This is a genomic window from Shewanella sp. FJAT-52076 (assembly GCF_019457455.1).
GTDB classification, from domain to species: Bacteria; Pseudomonadota; Gammaproteobacteria; order Enterobacterales; family Shewanellaceae; genus Shewanella; species Shewanella zhangzhouensis.
Map to the genome: position 1 here is coordinate 1,645,530 of NZ_CP080415.1, position 19,790 is coordinate 1,665,319.

Below are 19,790 nucleotides of genomic sequence, written 5' to 3' on the forward strand. Positions count from 1 at the left end.
CCTGACGGTGTTGGCCCCGGGCTTTCCCACTTAAGTACACAAGCAAAGGTGTCAGAAGTTGTAACGTGCGCCTATGGAGTAACGGGCGGAGTTTTGCTGAGCCAGCAGCATCTGCTCCTCATAACGGCCGTAAACGCGTTTTTCCTGTTCCAGAATGTTGATGCCTTCTGCGAAGATGGACAGGTTATCGGTGAGCTGATAGCTCACGCTGATGTCCAGCTGACCAAAGGCTTCGGTAAACTGCGGTGCAGGACCACCGGCTTCTGCCTGACCCATGCCTGACAGGAAGGTGTCACGCCAGTTGTAGGCCAGACGACCTTGCAGGCCATCTTTCTCATAGAACACGGAGAAGTTGGCGGTGTCTGACATGCCGGGCAGGGCAAACTGCTCATCCACACGCTCAACGTCGTAATCAATGTCACCATTCACCAGGGTGTAGTTAACGGCAAAGCCGAAGCCTGAATCCCACAGCCAATGTTGCCAGGCCAGCTCAACGCCGTTGATGTTCATCTGGTTCACGTTGTTGGGCTTTTTGATGTTCCAGCTGGCGACCGGGTCGCTGCCGTCCTGTTCAACACGGTTGTCAGCGTTACCATAACCATTGTCGAGCAGCCACTGGAACACGGCTTCATCACTTGGGGTTTCGTTATTGGCAATCAGCTCAGCACGTGCCTGCTCGGCAGCAGCGCCCAGGTATGGGTCACGCAGCCAGTCGTATTTCACTTCTTCGATGACATCCGCGAGGAAGTTATCGACTTCTTTATTGAAGTAACCAACAGACACATAGCTGGCGTCGTCGTAGTAGTACTCCAGCGACAGGTCGATGTTGTTGGAACTGTATGGCTTGAGTCCGGGGTTACCCGCAAAGCCGGTGCGCGAACCCACTTTGGGGATAGGCGTCAGCGAGGTGGTAGCGCGCATGGCGCCCAGATTTGGACGGGCCATGGTGCGGCTGTAGGAGAAACGCGCCATCACGTTTTCCATCAGCTCCAGATTGATATCCAGATTCGGCAGGAACTCTTTGTAGTCGTGGCTTTCGTCACTGAACGTGAAATCGTCGGCAAAGACGGTTTGCCACTCGGTGGGGTTGAGCCACACCAGTTTTTCGGCTTCCTGTTGCATGGAGCTGGCACTGACATCGGTTTGCTCATAGCGCAGGCCGGCCACGATGTTCAATGGCATGTTATTGAACTCGCTGTCGATATTTACCTGTATATAGGCCGCTGTGGTGTCTTCTTTGATCCGGTGGTCGTCCTGCCATGGCGCGGACACATATTCCACATCGTACAGGGCCTGGGCTTTGTCCATGGCCGCTTGCTGATTGTAGGTGTAGTAGTAAGGGATCAGCAGATCGCTGCCGCCACCACTGAAATCGGACAGGAAGTCACTGCCCAGGCCAACGTAGCTCACATCATCCTTCCACAACCCCATATTGCCATACCAACCGGCGCTGATAGGGCCTGTGTAAGAGCCCTGGGCGTGGGTTTCCATGGAGGTGAAAGACACACCAAAGTCGATGGAGGACAGGGCGTCGCTGTTTTCGTTCAGCCAGCGACCGTCAAATTGATACTGGTTTACATCGGTCTCGTTACGGCCTGCGCGCACACCGGCAAACAGAGAGGCGTAATGCTCGGGCAACAGATGTGGTTCGCCGTTGGGGTTCAGGGTGCCATAGTTGGCGCCAAGTAATGGGATTTCGGTACCGGTGGCATCGTAGGTTTTATCGGCCACGTTCAATGCACCAAGGATAAAGAAGATATTGTCGGCGTAATTGCCCAACTTCCCTTCGGCGGTGGCGTTGGAGTCGTGGGCATCGAAGCTCAGCAGCAGGTTATCCGTGGCCTGCCATTCGATATTGAAACCCAGCGACTTGTTGATATTGTCAGAGGCGTTCTGATTCATGGTGCCCGAGTAATCACCACCCACTTCGGTCACATAGTCAAAAGTGCCGTTTTCATTGATATGGGCGTAGGTGGCGTTGCCCGGACCCGAGAACCACAGACCCCAGGTATCTGTATTTGATACATCAGACAGCTTGGAATAGGTGTAATCCAGGGTCATTTCAATGGTATCGGATGGCGCATACTGGAACACCAGCTGGGCGTTGGTACGCTCACGCTCGGTATCCTGACTGGCATAGCCGATGTTACGGGCATAAAAGGTGTTGCCGTAGGGGTTTTTGTTCTCGTTTACCACAACCGCATTGGGGTTCAGTTCGCCGTGAATGTTCTGGCGCCAGCCATCGATGGTGGCTTTCTTGAGGTTGCTGTCACGTTCCTGATAAGAGGCATTCAGCCCGAAGCCCAGGGTGTCGTCCAGGAAGGTGTTGCTGAAAATACCGGAGATTTCGGGGGTGATGGAGCTGCCATCTTCCACATTGGTGTCGTGATGACCCTTAACGCCGAAACTGGCCACCAAACCACGGGTATCGAAGGGGCGGGCAGTGCGGATATTGATGGTAGAACCCATACCACCTGAGCTGATGTCCGACTTGCTGGTCTTGTAAACTTCGACACCACTGACAGCATCTGATGACAGGTTGGCGAATTCGAAAGAGCGGGTGGACTCACCGGCCACCTGGGCGGTGGGCATGGTGCGATTGTTCAGCAACACCAGGTTAAAATCCGGGCCAAGGCCGCGCACAGTCACCTTACTGCCTTCGCCGTTAATACGGTCGATAGACACACCGGTAATACGCTGCAGTGATTCGGCGAGGTTGGTGTCGGGGAATTTACCGATATCTTCGGCAGAAATGGCGTCTACCACACCGGCAGACTGACGTTTCAGTTCCATCGACTTGGCCTGTGAGCCGCGGATACCTTTTACCTGAATGACTTCGATATTGCCTTCGGCAATGGGGGCTTCTTCGGCCATAACAGGCACGGCAGTCAACAGGCCCATCATCAGTGAAACCTGGGTAGCCAACATGGATTTTTTGAATTGTAAGGGTCGCATCAAGTTCCTCTCCTTTATACCCGGAACCGCATCAGGGGTTCGGGACATTATTGTTGTAAAGCTTACTTGCTGGCATACAACTCTCCCTTGTCAGCACAAATGTAAGCGCTTACACAAATTAGGTTGAGTAGCGTTTTATGTCAACCACTCTGATGATGGATGTTGAATAAATGTTTTGATTGAGTGTTTGGGTTGGAGTTTTTCTTTTGTTTTTAAAGGAATTTTATTCGGCCAGAAAAAAGGGTGAGCACGCTGGCTCACCCTTTTTATGATAAAAATGCTTAACGTGTGATAACAGAATCCCGAACCACCAACTCAGGCTCAAAGCGGTGGCAAAAAGTCACGTCGGTTTGGTCATACACCTCGCGCAGTACCCAATGGGCCGCCATGCGTCCCATGTCCTGAATGGGGTTACACACGGTGGTCAGTTTGGGCGAGATATAACGGGGGAAGGGGATATTATCGAATCCCACAAAGGAGATGTCTTCCGGCACCCGCAGACCCCGCTCCAAACACTGGGCGATGGCGCCCGATGCCATCTGATCGTTTGCGCACACCACAGCGGTAAAGTCCCGTCCCCGGGAGAGCAACTCAGCCATGGCCTCATAGCCACCTTCTTCACGAAAGTCCCCTTCATAAAAGAGGTTTTCATCAAAGGCAATGCCTTGCTCGGCCAATGCCTGGCGATGACCTTCGAGACGTTCTCTGGCATCGAGCTTAAACAGCGGCCCTGAGATATAGGCTATCTGCTTGTGGCCCTTTTCCAGTACATGGCGGCTGGCGAGCAGACCACCCTGAAGGTTATTCAGGTGCACGCAGCGCTCATCGATGCCATCCACATGCCTGTTTATCAGTACCACCGGGGTTTTCCCCTGACACAGCTCAACCAAATAGCCGTTGGAGAGGATTTCGGCATCCACAATCAGGGCGTCACAGCCCCGGGAGAGCAGAAACTCCACACCGTCTTTTTCCTGCGCCGCATCGCTGTGACCGGCTGCGATGATAACGTGCTTATTGGCAGCCCGCAGCGCCGATTCCACTTCCCGCATCATGGGGCCGTAGAAGGGACCATCCAGCTGCGACACCAGCACGCCCACGCTGTTTGAGCGGTTAGAGGCCAGCGATTGAGCGATGGTATTGGGGCGATAGTCCAGCTTTGCCATGGCATCGTGGACCTTTTGACGGGTCTTGTCACTGACCTTGCCGGTGTTGTTCACCACCCTGGAGACGGTCGCCAGTGACACGCCTGCCAGAAAGGAAACATCATAAATAGTGGCCATATGCGCGGGCTTTCCTTGTACTACATCTATGTGCCTGAATGCTTTTGTTGCAAAGATACACTGATCTCGGCAACGCGTTGGCTGTTCAGTTTATAGTGTCGCATCACAAAGGCAACTGCGATTGATGCCAGAGCAGGGTAGAGGGTAAAGCACAATAAAATGCCCGCCCGGGTTTCTTCGGTTTGTACGACATCGGGGCGATAGCCGTAAGCGGCAAGCAACCAGCCGCCCAGGGCGCCACCAATGGCAAGCCCAAGCTTGATAAAGAAAATCACCGACGAGTAGACCAATCCTGTGGTGCGAACGCCGGTTTTAAACTGGCCGTAGTCCACGGTATCGGCCATTTTCGCCCACAGGAGTGGGGTGCCCATGTTAATGGTAAAGTTCCAGGCGATGTAAAACACCAGCGCCAGCACGTACTGGTCGGCCGGTACAAACCAGGCAGCCATACAGAGCGCGGCGGCAATCAGTTGCAGCCGGATATAGGCTTTCACCTTGCACATGTTATCGGCGAGTTTTTTGGCGAGGGCGACCCCAAAGATATTGCCAACCACACCGCTGGTGACAAACACGCTTATCATGTCTTCACGCCCGAGGAAGTATTTGACGTAGTAGATGGCAAGGGTGGATTTAAGCACCAATCCGGTCAGCAAAAAGATGGCTGCCGTCGACAATACCCGCCATTGGTCATTGGCCCACAGGGCGGCAGCGGCCGCCTTGAAGTTGCCGCTGCTGTCATCTGTGCTGAAATCGCGCTCTTTGGTACCGATAAAGCACAGTAAAAACATCACTGCGCCGACAATGCTCATCGCCAGTATGGTGAGCTGATAGCCTTTGGCTTTATCGCCCTGTCCAAAAAAATCCACCAGGGGCAGGGTAAGGGCACTGACCATCACGCCGCCGAGCATGGCAAACACGAAGCGATAAGATTGAACCGACACCCTCTCGGCTGGGTTGGTGGTCAAGGCGGCGCCAAGGGCACAGTAAGGAATATTGATAGCCGTGTAGGCCAGCATCAAGAGTGCATAAGTCGCAAAGGCATACCACTCCTTGCCACTTTCACTCAAATCCGGGGTGGTAAACGCGAGCACACTGATGGCGGCAAAAGGAAAGGCAAACCACAGCAAGTACGGGCGGTAGCGGCCCCAGCGGGTGTTGGTGCGGTCAGCCAGATAGCCCATCAGGGGATCCGTGACCGCATCCATGATGCGTACGGCCAAAAACATGGTGCCCACATAGGCCGCCGATATACCAAAGATATCGGTATAGAAGAACGTCAGGAACAGCATGACGGTTTGAAAAACGATGTTGCTGGCAGTATCTCCCAGCCCATAAGCAATTTTTTCTCTGACGCTCAGCATGGCGACCTCCGTTATTATTATTGTTGGCTGGCCTCTTGGCGTATGGCAAGCATTCCCTGATAGGCTTTGGCGCTGGATTTGAGTATGCGCTGCTGGGTCCCATAGTCTACATAAACCAGGCCAAAGCGCTTGCGGTAGCCTTCCGCCCACTCAAAGTTATCCATCAGGCTCCAGGCGAAGTAGCCTTTGATATCCACCCCCCGTTCGATAGCCTGATGAACGGCAAGCAGATGAGACTGCAAATAGTCCAGTCGCATGGGGTCGTGCACTGTGCCGTTAAGGGGCGCATCGTCTTCGGCGGCGCCATTTTCGGTGATGTAAATGGGCGGCAGGTTAAATTCCTGCGCCAGACCTGTCAGCAAGTCGGTAAAGGCCTGGGGACAAATCTCCCAATCCATGGCAGTACGGGGCACATTATCGAGGCGCACTTCTTCAAAGCCGAGCGGGCCGCCTGCGCGGTAGACGTTACGGGTATAGTAGTTGATACCCAGATAGTCGATTGGTGTACTGATGATATCCATGTCACCGGGCGCCACAACCGGGCGCTCATGGGGCTCCAGCTGGTTGATGATGTCCGGATAGCGGCCCTGAATCAGTGGCATCAAATACCAGGTGTTGTGATATTCATGGGCCAGCCTGGCGGCGTTGGCATCTTCGGTACTGGAGGTATATGGGTAGGCTGGGCTGAAATTAAGCACTATGCCCGCTTTGGCCTGTGGTGCTTCCCGGCGAAGCTCAGCCATTGCCATACCGTGGGCCAGCAGCAGATTGTGGGCGGCAGTGCGGCCCTGCTGACGGCTCTTGTGGCCGGGGGCGTGAATACCTGCCTCATAGCCCAGAAAAGCGCTGCAAAATGGCTCATTCAGGGTTGAATAGGCATACACTCTATTGCCCAGGGCTTTGGCCACAATGGCAGCATACTTGGCAAAGGCCACGGCGGTGTCCCGATTCAGCCAGCCACCTTTATCCTCAAGATGCTGAGGTAAGTCCCAGTGATAGAGGGTGACGAACACTTTAATGCCCAGACGGCCGAGCTCATCGAGGAGATTAATGTAAAAGTCCATGCCGTGCTGGTTCACACTGCCATCCGGATGTAACACCCGTCCCCAACTGATGGACAGGCGGTAGGCATCCACCCCAAGGGAGGCAATCAGGTTCACATCATCACGCCAGAGCTTGACATGATCGCAGGCAACCTGACCATCTGAGCCATCGGCGATTTTGCCCGGGGTGTCGCAAAAGGTGTCCCAGATACAGCGCTGACGATGTTCAGCGTCGCCTTCAATTTGAAACGAGGCGGTGGCAACGCCAAATAAAAAATCTTTTTGCATCATTGCTGAATCACCCGGCAGGGTGAAATGCGAGAGTGTTGTCATCGTTATCCTTTTTCCAGATCTCAGCCTTGCGCCCTTTACCCTGGCTCCCTGTGACAGCGTTTCAGCGCAGGGTTTTACCGGTAAAACAAGTTGACAAGGGTTACCGCAATGTTAAAAATGAAAGCGCTTACATTAATCTAGTGGCAGAATAGCCAAAGGTCAATCGCCAAAGCGGTGGACACTGAAAATCCGAACGAAGCAAACCCGAAAATACAAGGGGAGAACTCATGGCAACTGTACCTATTGCCAACACCAATCAGGCAAGCGCGGCCGGCGCAGAGAACTATCGTTTTGCGCTCGGCTCACTCACCACATTGTTTTTTATGTGGGGCCTTATCACCTGTCTTAACGACATCCTTATTCCGCATTTGAAAGCGGTATTCAGCCTGAACTATGCCCAGGCGATGTTGATCCAGTTTTGCTTCTTTGGTGCCTATTTTCTGGTGTCGGTACCGGCCGGGGTGCTGGTAAAACGCCTCGGCTACCAAAAGGGCATTGTGGTTGGCTTGTTAACCGCGGCGCTGGGCTGCGGCTTGTTTTATCCGGCGGCGGTATCGGCTACTTACGGCGTATTCCTGGGGGCGCTGTTTGTGCTTGCCAGCGGCATTACCGTGCTGCAGGTGGCGGCCAACCCCTATGTCACGGCGCTGGGACCGGTGCAAACCGCTTCGAGTCGTTTGACCCTGACCCAGGCATTTAACTCCCTTGGCACCACCATAGCCCCGGCCTTTGGCTCTGTGCTTATCCTGTCGGTGGCCGTGGGCGCCTCTGCCGAGGCAGAAGCCGATGCGGTCAAGCTGCCTTATCTTTTGCTGTGCGGCATGCTGATAGTGCTGGCAGTGGTGTTTGCGCTGCTGAAGCTGCCCCACATCCATGACCAGGAAGATGACGTCACAAGCAGCGGTCACAGTGCCCTGAGCCATCGCCATCTGGTGCTCGGCGCCATCGGGATATTCGTTTACGTGGGCGGTGAAGTGGCCATTGGCAGCTTTTTGGTGAACTTTTTGGGTGAATCCCATGTGGCGGGCATGGCCGAAGCCGATGCGGCCCATTACATCGCCTTTTACTGGGGCGGCGCCATGGTGGGCCGCTTTATCGGTGCGGCCGTGATGCAAAAAGTGGATGCCGGCAAGGTGCTGGGCTTCAATGCCACCATGGCGGCCCTGCTGGTGCTGGTTGCCATGAACAGCAGCGGCGCCCTGGCTATGTGGGCGATTCTGGCAGTGGGGCTGTTTAACTCCATCATGTTCCCGACCATCTTCAGTCTGGCACTGAAAAACCTGGGTCCGGCGACAGCTCAGGGCTCAGGTATTCTGTGTCTGGCGATTGTAGGTGGCGCTTTGGTGCCTTTGCTGCAGGGGCTTCTGGCGGATTCTGTTGGCCTGTCAGCCTCCTTTATCCTGCCGGTACTGTGCTACGGCTATATCCTTTTCTATGGCCTGAAGGGCTCTGTACCCAGGGAGGCGGGTCAATGAAGTTTGCATTATCCAAAACCACGGTAGCCCTTGCCTGTGTCCTTGGCGGCGTCATGTCAGGCAAGGTGAGCGCAGCAGAGCCGACGTCACTGACCGAGCGGGACGTTAATCGCTGGCCAAAGGCCGTGTATCAGGCCCCAAAACAGGCGGATGTAGAGGCAAAGGTCAATAAGTTGCTGGCCGCAATGACACTGGAACAGAAAGTGGCGCAAATTATCCAGCCGGAAATTCGCGACTTTGGTGTCGAGGACATGCGCCGCTATGGATTTGGCTCCTTTCTCAATGGTGGCGGCTCATTCCCCGGTAATAACAACAGGGCAAAGGCAGCCGACTGGGTGGCGCTGGCCGACCAGATGTACCATGCTGCCATGGATGACAGTATCGATGGCATCGCCATCCCGCCCATGTGGGGCACAGATGCTGTTCACGGTCATGGCAATGTGTTTGGCGCCACCTTATTCCCCCACAACATTGGCCTGGGTGCAACGCAAAACCCCCAGCTGATTAAGGCCATCGCCGCGGCCACCGCCAAAGAAGTGCGCGCAACCGGTATTGATTGGGTGTTTGCGCCTACCGTGGCCCTGGTGGACAACCTGCGTTGGGGTCGCACTTATGAAGGTTACGCCCGGGATCCAGAGCTGATTGAACGCTACGCCGAAGCCTTTGTGGATGGCATGCAGGGCGAGGGTAAAAGCTGGCTTGGCGAAGATTACACCCTGGCCACCGCCAAACACTTTATCGGCGATGGCGGCACTGAGAATGGTGACGATCGCGGTGATACCAGGGTAGATGAAAGCACCCTGCTTGCCCGTCATGGTCAGGGCTACGTGGGTGCGCTGGGTCATGGGGTGCAAACCGTGATGGCCTCCTTTAACAGCTGGAACGGCGAAAAGCTCCACGGCAGTAAATACCTGCTTACCGATGTGCTTAAAGAGCGCATGGGATTTGATGGGGTAGTGGTTGGCGATTGGCTGGGCCATGGCTTTGTGCCGGGCTGCAGTTACGAGCACTGTGCTGAAGCCGTGAATGCCGGTGTGGACATACTGATGGCGCCGGGGGACAGCTGGAAAGCGCTCTATGCCAATACCATCGAGGATGTGAAATCCGGGGTCTTGCCGCTTTCCCGTCTTGATGATGCGGTGAAGCGCGTGTTGCGGGTAAAACTGCGCGCTGGTCTGTTTGACAATAAAGCGCCGTCAGCTAACCCCTATGCCGGTAAACAGGAATGGATAGGGCATCCAGAGCACCGTGCCATTGCCCGTCAGGCCGTTTCCGAGTCCTTGGTGCTGCTGAAAAACAATCGCCCAGCCAATGGCGAGCGCCCTGTGCTGCCCATTGCTGCCAATGCCAGGGTGTTGGTGGTGGGCGAGGGCGCTGACAGTATTCCCCAGCAGTCAGGTGGCTGGAGCATGACCTGGCAGGGAACTGAAGTGACCAACGCCGATTTCCCCGGCGCCACCAGCATTTTTGCCGGTATCAAGGCGGCGCTGAACGCCGCTGGCGGTGATGCCCTGCTGAGTTCAGATGGCAGTATCCCCGTGGGATTTAAGCCCGATGTGGTCATCGCCGTTTATGGTGAGCAACCCTACGCCGAAGGCAACGGCGATTTGGATAACCTCGAGTATCAGCGCGCTGACAAGCGTTCACTGGCCATGCTTAATGCTCTGAAGGAAACAGGATTACCTCTGGTGTCCGTGGTCTTGTCCGGCAGACCGCTGTGGATGAACCCTGAAATCAACGTATCCGATGCCTTTGTGGCCGCCTGGCTGCCTGGCAGCGAAGGTGCGGGTATCGCAGATGTGCTGATTGGCGATAAAAACGCAAAGCCGCGAACCGACTTCAAGGGGCGCATGCCCTTCCCATGGCCCGCCACCCCGGCAGCCGATGGCTTTGTCTCTGTTGCCGACAGTGCAGGGCAAACTCAGCCCAAGCCCCTGTTCAGCCTCTGGCAGGGCTTTGATTATCAGACGGATGGGGCACTTGCCAAACTCAGCGAGGACAACGGCAGCTCTGAGGCGGATAACCGACTGGCGATTTTCGATAAAGCCATTAAGGCGCCCTGGCATTTGGCCGTGGGGGACGATAAGGGGCTACATCGCGTCGGCCCCGGTCTTTGGCAGCAGGGTCCCTGGGCCGTGCGCAGTGTGAATCGCATCGTGCAGGAAGATGCCCGCCGGTTTGAGTTCGGCGCCGCCGGTACCCTCAGCTTCCGTGATGATTTCACCCTGGATTTGCGCCGCTTTGCGCCCGACTCATCAATGCTTTCCTTCGATATTGCTCTGGCTGCCTTGCCCGGCAAATTGCAGCTGTCGATGGTTTGTGAAGGCGGCTGTCGTCAGGCTGTGGACTTGTCCGGGCAGTTAAAAACCGATGGCCAGTGGCAGCGAGTGGAAGTACCTCTGTCATGTTTCGGGGTAACGGCCGACGAGCTGGCGCGCACTTTCAGCCCCATGACCCTGTCGCTTCCCCAGGGCGGTACCCTGACGCTGGCGAATATCCGCCTCGAAGGGATTGTCCAACAGGATGAGCCTGCCAAGGCGCTGAAATGTGGACTGCCGCCGGTCAACAACAAATGACAGCACTGAGCATGAGCACTGAGAATTGGCAGGGGCAGGGGCAGGGGCAGGGGCATGACAAGCTGCGCTGAGATGAAAAACACCATCGACATGGAGAAAGAGATGTATCGCTCTGGGATTGATTTGGGCGGCACCAAGATTGAATTGGTGACCTTGAATGGGAAGGGGGAGGAGGTATTTCGCAAGCGTGTACCTACGCCCAAGGACTACCGAGCGACCCTCGAAGCGGTCGCTGGCCTGGTGCATGACTCTGAAATGGAAACCGGACAGGTCTCCAGTGTGGGGATTGGCATTCCCGGTGTGGTGTCTGCAGTTACCGGCAGGGTAAAGAACTCCAATGCCGTATGGCTGAACGGACAGCCGATGGATAAGGACCTCGGTGCCATGCTGGGCCGGGAAGTGCGTATTGCCAACGACGCCAATTGCTTTGCGGTGTCGGAGTCAGTGGACGGTGGCGGCGCCGGTAAAACGTTGGTATTTGGTGCCATTCTTGGCACCGGCTGCGGCGCAGGTATTGCGATTAATCACAAGGTACATGGTGGTGGTAACGGCATTGGCGGTGAATGGGGTCACAACCCGCTGCCGTGGATGACGGCAGATGAGTTTAACTCCACCCGCTGTTTCTGTGGCAATGCCGATTGCATAGAGACCTTTGTTTCCGGCACAGGCTTTGTGCGTGATTTTCGCGCCCACGGGGGAGAGGCCGCAAGCGGCATTGAAATCGTGGCGCTGATGGGCAAGGGCGATCCCCTAGCCGAAGCGGCGTTCGGCCGCTTTATCGACCGTCTGGCACGGGCGCTGGCCCACGTTATCAACCTGCTTGACCCGGACGTGATTGTCCTTGGTGGCGGCGTGTCCAATATCGATGAGATTTACGAGTATCTGCCAGCCCTGCTGCCAAAATACGTGCTGGGCGGCGAGTGTGCCACCAAAGTGGTCAAAAATCATCATGGCGCCTCCTCAGGGGTACGCGGTGCTGCCTGGTTGTGGGCGCCCGGTGAACAAGCGGCCTTGCCGGGCTTGCTGGAACGCAAATAAGGGGGCTGGTCACGCCGAACAAGTGGACAGTGTTCGTGCTGCCAAATGAATGAGGTTTGTTGCTTATCCCTCATGGATGAGGGCTTTTATGTGCTTATGCCGTTGGGCGCCCCGGTTGTAATGACCGACACGGGCGCCGTTTTTTATTTTGCACAGGGTGTTTTTGAAAATGCCTGGTTGGCGTTGTAAAACGGCTGGCATGCGGTCAGAATAGCGCGCTTGCTGCCAAGTCGATTTGGCCTTAAGTATTGGTTGTATGTTACTGAATCTGTTCGTTGGTTTTGGATATTGAGTGCCTTGGGGGAAAAATTGGCCAATCTGATGTTATTGTTGGCGGCGGCCATTTGGGGCTTTGGCTTTGTGGCGCAGCGACTGGGGATGGAAAGCCTTGAGCCTTTTGCATTCAATGGGTTGCGTTTTATTATCGGTGCGATGAGTCTGTTGCCGCTGATTTGGTTTTTAAAGGCGCGAGGCCGGGTAAAGGGCACGGGGGAGGCTGGTTTTTGGCGCCGGGCACTGGTGGGATCCCTTGGCTGTGGTGGCATTTTATTTATCGCGGCATCATTTCAGCAGGTGGGGCTGCTGCACACCACCGCAGCCAACGCCGGATTTATCACCGGCCTATATATAGTGCTGGTGCCTGTGCTGGGGATCATGCTTAAGCACAGCACGGGACTCAATACCTGGCTTGGCTGCGCCATTGCTGTGGTGGGGCTGTATTTTTTAAGCGTGGGCGATGATTTCAGTATCTCCTTTGGTGATGCCCTGCAGCTTGTTGGCGCACTCTTTTGGGCCATGCATATATTGGCAGTGGATCACTACGCCACCCGCATAGCGCCTGTGGTGCTGGCCTGTGGCCAATTCCTGGTGTGTGCGCTGGCGAGCTTTGTTGTGTCCTTAATGATGGAAACCACCACGCTGGAAGGTGTGCAGGCGGCCTGGGGCTCTCTGGCATACGCAGGCCTTATCTCGGTAGGCGTGGCGTACACCCTGCAGGTGCTGGCGCAGAAACACGCCCATCCTGCCCACGCGGCAATTATTTTAAGTCTCGAAACCGTGTTTGCCGCCATCGGCGGGATGCTGTTTCTCGATGAAACCCTGGGAGCGCGAGCCCTGTTTGGCTGCGGCTTGATGCTCTTTGGAATGCTGGTCAGCCAGATACCCTTAAGGTATCTGGTGAAATCAAGGCACCAAAAGGTGCCTTAGGCCTGCTCAGTTGCTGACTGGGTCCAGCACCACATCATCGCCGATGCGGTAGAGGGATTCGGTCAGCAGCTCCTGTTTGGCGATGTCATCCATCCCCAGCACAAAGGTCGCGCGAAACAGGGCGACCCCCGTGTGGCTGGCACTTTCAAATTGGCTGGAAAATTGCTCGATATTAATGCCAAGGGCATTGATTTTATTTGAAATATCCAGCACTAGTCCGGGTCTGTCGTAGGCCACCAGGCTGTAGCTTCGTTTAAAGGCTGGTGGTTTGCCCGCCCGGGTACTGGCGTGGGTCAGGGTCAGGCCATCGATGCATTCGAGATTTTCTATCAGGGGGTCCCAATTATCGGACGGGATCTCCAACATTATGATGGCGGCAAAAATACCGTCGATATGGCGCAGCTCTGAATCCAGCCAGTTGCCGCCATGGCGGCTCACGGCATGGGCAATCTGCTCAACCAATCCGGTTCTGTCCGGGGCCTGCAGTGTGATGAGGTATCTCAGCATTGCGCGCTTACTCCTTGTGTTTGCTACAAAATAAAGACAGAGTTGCAGATGATCTTTTGGCGGCTTGGGTCTATGGTCGTAACACAACTGTCATATTGACGTCATATAATGGCGGCCATTCCAGGTTGGGTCGCTCCGATGATTAATTGTTAGCACAGCAAATCGGCGCTGCCCAGCGAAAAGAGCTCAGGCCAATCAATCAGAGGTTATGAATGGAAATTCAGGTCACTAAGCCTGAAATGGCTGCCAGCAGTATACTGGCAGGCAGGGGCACGGGGCGACGCGCCCTCAAGGACAAGGCGACAGCCATCGGCGTCAGCGTAGGCGGCGTGATGGTGTTTGTCGCCCTTTTGCTGATCTTCTTTTATCTGCTTTATGTGGTGAAGCCCATTTTCGACAGCGCCGAAGTGACTGAGCGTGTCTCTGTTGCGTACGATGCGCAAAGTGCTCCCGCCCTGATGGTGGGCAGCGATGAGCAAAATGAAATTCTCTACCGCGTGGCAACCGATGGCAGTGTCGCCTTTTATCGTGTAAGCGGTGAGCTGGCCGATTCCTTTGCGCCTTCTCTCCCGGAAGGTTTCAGTGTCACCGGCGCTTATGCCGGCATGCCCTATGAACAAAGCTTCGGTCTTGGCCTCTCCAATGGTGAGCTTCGCCTTTACCGGGTGGAGTTTGGCGTCACCTATCCAGACAATCGCCGCCTTATTACGCCTAAACTGCGTCAGTTAAGCCAGGATGGTGAAATCCTGGTGAGTGAGTCCGGTGATGCCATTGCCCAGTTTGCCTATGCCCGCAGCAGCGAGCAGGTGAGTGTGGCGTATAAGGATGCCCAGGGCCGCTGGCAGCTCACTCGCCTCGAAGGCGAAGTGAACATGATGACCGAAGAGGTGGAGTGGAGCCGCGTGAGCGCGCCCCTCGAGGATGCCCCTTCCAAGGTTGAGCAACAGTTGATGACCCCGGATCAGCGTCAGTTGATGCTGCGCGGCGGCAACAAAATTTTTGTGTACGACATCCGCGATGCGGAGTCGCCTTCACTGCTGCAGGTGATAGATGCGGGCCGTGCCAAACAGCAGCTTACCAGCGTGTCTTTACTTGCCGGTGCCAGCTCGCTGCTGCTGTCCTACGACAGTGGCGATGTGGTGCAGTATTTCCAGGTCAGCAGCGACAAGGGTCGCCTCTACCGTGAAATCCGTGACTTCAAGGGCCTTGGCAATGTGCAGGCCATTGGAAGTGAATTTTACCGCAAGAGCTTTGCCACCATCACCGCCGAAGGCCGTTTGGCACTGCTTTATACCACCAGTGAGCGCGAGCTTTTGAGTGAAACCTTTGATATCGCCAAGCCACAGGCGCTGGGCTTCAGCCCCCGTGCCAATGGTTTGGTGGTGGATGCCGGCAACAAGCTGCATCTGTTTGATGTGAGCAATTCGCATCCTGAGGTGAGCTGGAGTGCCCTGTGGAACAAGGTGTGGTACGAAGGTTATCCAGAGCCCAAATTTGTGTGGCAGTCTACCTCGGGTTCTGATGATTTTGAGGCCAAGCTGAGCCTGATGCCACTGGCGTTTGGCACCATGAAGGCGGCACTCTACGCCATGCTGTTTGCCGTGCCCATTGCTATTGCCGGTGCCATCTACACCGCCTATTTCATGTCCCCCAAGGTGCGCGGTATCGTCAAGCCCACCATTGAAATCATGGAAGCTTTGCCTACGGTTATTCTGGGCTTCCTGGCTGGTCTGTGGCTGGCCCCCCTGGTGGAAGAGCATTTGCCCGGTATTCTGGCCCTGCTGATACTGTTACCTGTATCGATTCTGGCCAGTGCCTATGGCTGGAGCAAGTTGCCCGGCCGCTGGAAGCAGCGCCTGCCTGAAACCTATCAGGAACTGATGCTGGTACCCGTTATCTGCGCCGTGGGCTATCTGTCCTTCGCCATCAGCCCCAGCATCGAAGTGATGTTCTTCCACGGGGATACCCGTCAGTTCATCACCAACGAGCTTGGTATCACCTTCGACCAGCGCAACGCTCTGGTGGTGGGTATTGCCATGGGCTTTGCGGTTATTCCAACCATTTTCTCCATTGCGGAAGACGCTATCTTCTCTGTGCCCCGTCATCTGTCCAATGGCAGTCTGGCGCTGGGGGCTACTACCTGGCAAACCCTGACCCGGGTGGTTTTGCTTACCGCAAGCCCAGGTATTTTCTCTGCCATCATGATGGGCCTTGGCCGTGCCGTGGGTGAAACCATGATTGTGCTGATGGCAACCGGTAATACCGCCATCATGGAGTGGAGTGTATTTGAAGGTATGCGAACCCTCGCGGCCAACATCGCCGTGGAAATGCCGGAGTCGGCCATTGGCAGCAGCCACTATCGGGTGCTGTTCCTCGCGGCCTTTGTGCTCTTTATCTTCACCTTTATTTTCAACACGATTGCCGAGGTTGTTCGTCAACGCCTCCGCGAGCGTTACAGCTCGCTGTAATGGCGCTGTTGCAAGCAGGAATTGTTCTGATGAAATGCATTGAAATGAATTGGGGAAAGCACAATGGGTAAGTGGTTTAAATCGGGTTCCCCCTGGATTTGGATGACCGGCGGCGCGGTCAGCATCAGCCTTATTGCTGTGCTGGGCCTCTTGCTCCTGATTGCCTGGCGTGGTCTGTCGTACTTCTGGCCGGCCGATATCTACGAGTGGAAACTGCGTGATGCCAAAGGGGTGGAGTCCACCCTGATTGGTGAGATTTACGACAGCGAAGCCGTGCCCACCGAGCGTCTTATCACGGCCGGTGTGGAGTTTGCCGAGCATCCCGGCGAGTTCGTGACCCGTTATCTGGTGAAAACCGGTAACCGTGAATTTGTGGGGCTGGATTTCCGCTGGATTTTGGAGACCGACATCGTCTCGCGCAGCACCCCCGAGGGGATTGCCAAAATCGAGCGCACCAAAAATGGTAACTTCTACGGTTATCCGCTGGCGGTGATTGAAGATGGCAAGCGCCTGGACCTCACCGATGTGCAGCATTCTCTGGAAGAGCACATTGCCCGGGCAGTGGATATTGCCGACAAGGCCATGACACTGCAAAAGCGTGATATCGGTGCCATCAACTATGAGCTGGAACGTCTGCGTCTGAAGGAGCGCCGCGCCGAACTCGATGGTGAGCTCAACGACAGCAAAAAGCAGGAGTTTGAAGCGGCCCGTCAAAAGCTGGAAGCTGACTATCTGGTACTGGAAAAAGAGCTCTTTGCCCTGCGTGACGAAGCGGCCCGCGACAGCGTGATTGTCCGCGATATGCGTGGTGAGGAAGTGGTGCTCAAGCTCGATAGCGTGCTGGATGTAGCCTACGCAAACCGTCTGGGCTTTGTGGGTAAAATTGGCCACTGGTTTGCCGGTGTGGCGAACTTTGTCAGCGCCGACCCCCGCGAAGCCAACACCGAGGGCGGCGTATTCCCGGCCATTTTCGGTACCGTGTTTATGGTGCTTTTGATGGCTGTTATCGTGACGCCATTTGGGGTGATTGCCGCCATTTACCTGCACGAGTATGCCAAAAAGGGCCCGCTCACCAAGATTATCCGCATCGCCGTGATTAACCTCGCCGGTGTGCCGTCGATTGTGTATGGCGTGTTCGGTCTGGGCTTCTTCGTATACATGCTGGGTGGTTCCATCGACCAGCTGTTTTACCCCGAAGCACTGCCATCGCCCACCTTTGGCTCTCCCGGCGTGATTTGGTCGGCGCTGACGCTCGCCATTCTGACCCTGCCGGTGGTGATTGTGTCCACCGAGGAAGGCTTGTCTCGTATACCAAGTGCTGTGCGTCAGGGCAGTTTGGCTCTGGGCGCCACCAAGGCCGAGACCCTGTGGCGGATTGTTATCCCCATGGCGAGCCCGGCGATTATGACGGGGCTGATTTTGGCGGTAGCCCGCGCCGCCGGTGAAGTGGCGCCGCTGATGCTGGTGGGTGTGGTGAAGCTTGCGCCAACTCTGCCCATCGACATGAACTTCCCCTTTGTGCACCTTGACCGTAAGTTCATGCACCTCGGGTTCCATATTTACGACGTGGGCTTCCAGAGCCCCAACGTGGAGGCGGCCCGCCCGCTGGTATATGCCACCTCCTTCCTGCTGGTGTCCGTGATTGTGGCGCTCAATTTGACCGCCATCAGTGTACGTAACCACCTGCGTGAAAAATATCGCTCCCTTGAGCATTGATAATCCGACGATTATCCTGAGAATTGGTACAGAATATGATTTCGATAGACAGCACTGTAATGAAGACCGAAACCCTGGATTTGGCCAATCTGCCCGCGTCGGAGACGGCTCTGGAGATCCAAAACCTTAATTTGCACTATGGCACCAAGCAGGCACTGTTTGATGTGTCGATGAAGATCCCGAAAAAGCGCGTTACTGCCTTTATCGGCCCCAGTGGCTGCGGTAAATCGACACTGCTGCGCTGCATCAACCGTATGAATGACCTGGTGGATAACTGCAATATCACGGGTGAAATTCGCCTGCATGAGCAGAATATCTACGACAAGGCGGTGGATGTGGCGGCGCTGCGCCGTAACGTGGGCATGGTGTTCCAGCGCCCCAATCCCTTCCCCAAGTCCATCTACGAAAACGTGGTGTATGGCCTGCGCCTGCAGGGTATCAACAACCGTCGTGAGCTGGATGAAGCCTGTGAGCGCTCGCTGCGCGGCGCTGCTATTTGGGATGAAGTGAAAGACCGTCTGCATGACAATGCCTTTGGTCTTTCAGGTGGTCAGCAGCAGCGTCTGGTGATTGCCCGTGCCATTGCCATTGAGCCCGAAGTGCTGCTGCTCGATGAGCCAACCTCGGCCCTCGACCCCATCTCGACCCTGACCATTGAAGAGCTCATCACCGAGCTTAAGGCCAAGTACACTGTGGTTATCGTTACCCACAATATGCAGCAGGCGGCGCGGGTATCTGATCAAACGGCCTTTATGTACATGGGCGAGCTGGTGGAATATGCGGATACCAACACCATTTTCACCACGCCATCCCAGCGCAAAACAGAAGACTACATCACAGGCCGTTACGGTTAACAGCAAGAGGCGTTTGAATTCACATGGATAAACTGAGTACCAATAAGCACATTTCCGGTCAGTTCAATGCCGAGCTGGACGACATCCGTAACCGGGTTCTGGCCATGGGTGGTCTGGTGGAGCGTCAACTGGAGCAGGCCCTGGATGCCCTCGGCGGTTTGGACGCTGAGCTCGCCAAGCGCGTGATTGATGGCGACCACAAGGTCAACGGCATGGAAGTGTCCATCGACGAAGAGTGCACCCGCATCATCGCCAAGCGTCAGCCGGCGGCAAGCGACCTGCGCCTTATCATTGCCATCTCCAAGACCATTGCCGACCTTGAACGTATCGGCGATGCGTCGGTGCGCATTGCCAAGGCGGCACTGGAGAAGCGTAACAACAACCAGCAACCGCTGCTGGTGAGCATCGAGTCTATGGGGCGCCATGCCACCCGCATGCTGCATTCCACGCTGGATGCGCTGGCGCGGATGGATGTGGAGTCGGCCCTGGAGCTGCACCGCGAGGATGCGCGTCTGGACAAGGAATACGAGGGTATCATTCGTCAGTTGATGACCTACATGATGGAAGACCCCCGTTCTATCCCGGGTGTACTGGACGTGCTCTGGGCCGCCCGCGCGGTGGAAAGAGTAGGGGATCGCTGCAAGAACATCTGCGAGTACATCATCTACTACGTTAAGGGCAAAGACGTGCGCCATACCTCCTATGAGGACATGGAAAAAGACATTAACCTCTGATGTCTCAGCTGTAGCCAACATTAAAAGCCGGGTTCTCCCGGCTTTTTTGTACCTGTGGTTTGCATCCGCATCCCTGACTGACGGCCGATTGGGGATACCCCTTAACGTCGCAAAACCCCTGGTATTACCACAGGCAATGAAAAGGCTTGAGGCGCAGATAGCCAGAGTAAACGGCTGTGATACCATAGCGGACAATTTCCGGGGCAACTTGCCCCTCTAAAGCCACTGCGTTAATCGAGGAATC

13 protein-coding genes are annotated in these 19,790 nt (G+C 55.5%); 8 read left to right on the forward strand and 5 right to left on the reverse strand.

The window, feature by feature from the left end; all coding sequences use genetic code 11:
• Positions 1–51: 51 nt before the first annotated feature.
• From K0H79_RS07140 to K0H79_RS07155, 4 genes are all read right to left on the reverse strand, one after another.
• Positions 52–2,955, reverse strand: coding sequence for a TonB-dependent receptor (locus K0H79_RS07140; RefSeq protein WP_258405489.1), 2,904 nt, complete (start codon positions 2,953–2,955; stop codon positions 52–54).
• 281 nt (positions 2,956–3,236) lie between these two features.
• Positions 3,237–4,235, reverse strand: coding sequence for a LacI family DNA-binding transcriptional regulator (locus K0H79_RS07145; protein WP_220067400.1), 999 nt, complete (start codon positions 4,233–4,235; stop codon positions 3,237–3,239).
• Positions 4,236–4,261: 26 nt separating this feature from the next.
• Complete coding sequence (locus tag K0H79_RS07150; RefSeq protein WP_220077796.1) at positions 4,262–5,596, reverse strand: glycoside-pentoside-hexuronide (GPH):cation symporter; 1,335 nt, start codon at positions 5,594–5,596, stop codon at positions 4,262–4,264.
• 17 nt (positions 5,597–5,613) lie between these two features.
• On the reverse strand, positions 5,614–6,972 hold the full coding sequence (locus K0H79_RS07155; protein ID WP_220067402.1) for a GH1 family beta-glucosidase: 1,359 nt from the start codon (positions 6,970–6,972) through the stop codon (positions 5,614–5,616).
• Between the two features lie 227 nt (positions 6,973–7,199).
• On the opposite strand from K0H79_RS07155, the gene K0H79_RS07160 reads away from it, so the two are divergent.
• The 4 genes from K0H79_RS07160 (at position 7,200) to K0H79_RS07175 (ending at position 13,267) form a co-directional block, all read left to right on the forward strand.
• Positions 7,200–8,447, forward strand: a complete 1,248-nt coding sequence (locus tag K0H79_RS07160) for a sugar MFS transporter (protein WP_220077797.1) — start codon at positions 7,200–7,202, stop codon at positions 8,445–8,447.
• Complete coding sequence (locus K0H79_RS07165; RefSeq protein WP_220077798.1) at positions 8,444–11,023, forward strand: exo 1,3/1,4-beta-D-glucan glucohydrolase; 2,580 nt, start codon at positions 8,444–8,446, stop codon at positions 11,021–11,023. The genes K0H79_RS07160 and K0H79_RS07165 overlap by 4 nt, the downstream gene beginning before the upstream one ends.
• A 102-nt stretch (positions 11,024–11,125) precedes the next feature.
• Entirely contained in the window at positions 11,126–12,061 is a 936-nt protein-coding gene (mak, locus tag K0H79_RS07170; RefSeq protein ID WP_220067845.1) for a fructokinase, read from the forward strand.
• A gap of 321 nt (positions 12,062–12,382) precedes the next feature.
• Positions 12,383–13,267 (forward strand): DMT family transporter, encoded by an 885-nt coding sequence (locus K0H79_RS07175; protein WP_220078110.1) that lies wholly within the window; start codon positions 12,383–12,385, stop codon positions 13,265–13,267.
• A 6-nt stretch (positions 13,268–13,273) separates the two neighbouring features.
• On the opposite strand, the gene K0H79_RS07180 is transcribed toward K0H79_RS07175, so the two are convergent.
• Entirely contained in the window at positions 13,274–13,774 is a 501-nt protein-coding gene (locus K0H79_RS07180) for a glycine cleavage system protein R (RefSeq protein WP_220067405.1), read from the reverse strand.
• Between the two features lie 212 nt (positions 13,775–13,986).
• Here K0H79_RS07180 and K0H79_RS07185 point away from each other — a divergent pair, with 212 nt between their 5' ends.
• The 4 genes from K0H79_RS07185 (at position 13,987) to phoU (ending at position 19,546) form a co-directional block, all read left to right on the forward strand.
• On the forward strand, positions 13,987–16,242 hold the full coding sequence (locus tag K0H79_RS07185) for an ABC transporter permease subunit (protein WP_220077799.1): 2,256 nt from the start codon (positions 13,987–13,989) through the stop codon (positions 16,240–16,242).
• Between the two features lie 63 nt (positions 16,243–16,305).
• A complete protein-coding gene (gene pstA / locus K0H79_RS07190; protein ID WP_220077800.1) occupies positions 16,306–17,958 on the forward strand; it encodes a phosphate ABC transporter permease PstA in 1,653 nt (550 codons plus the stop codon).
• A gap of 35 nt (positions 17,959–17,993) precedes the next feature.
• Positions 17,994–18,812 carry a phosphate ABC transporter ATP-binding protein PstB gene (gene pstB, locus K0H79_RS07195; protein ID WP_011759525.1) on the forward strand — a complete coding sequence of 273 codons (819 nt, stop codon included), beginning with the start codon at positions 17,994–17,996 and terminating at the stop codon, positions 18,810–18,812.
• 23 nt (positions 18,813–18,835) lie between these two features.
• A complete protein-coding gene (gene phoU, locus K0H79_RS07200) occupies positions 18,836–19,546 on the forward strand; it encodes a phosphate signaling complex protein PhoU (protein ID WP_011759526.1) in 711 nt (236 codons plus the stop codon).
• Positions 19,547–19,790 lie beyond the last annotated feature (244 nt).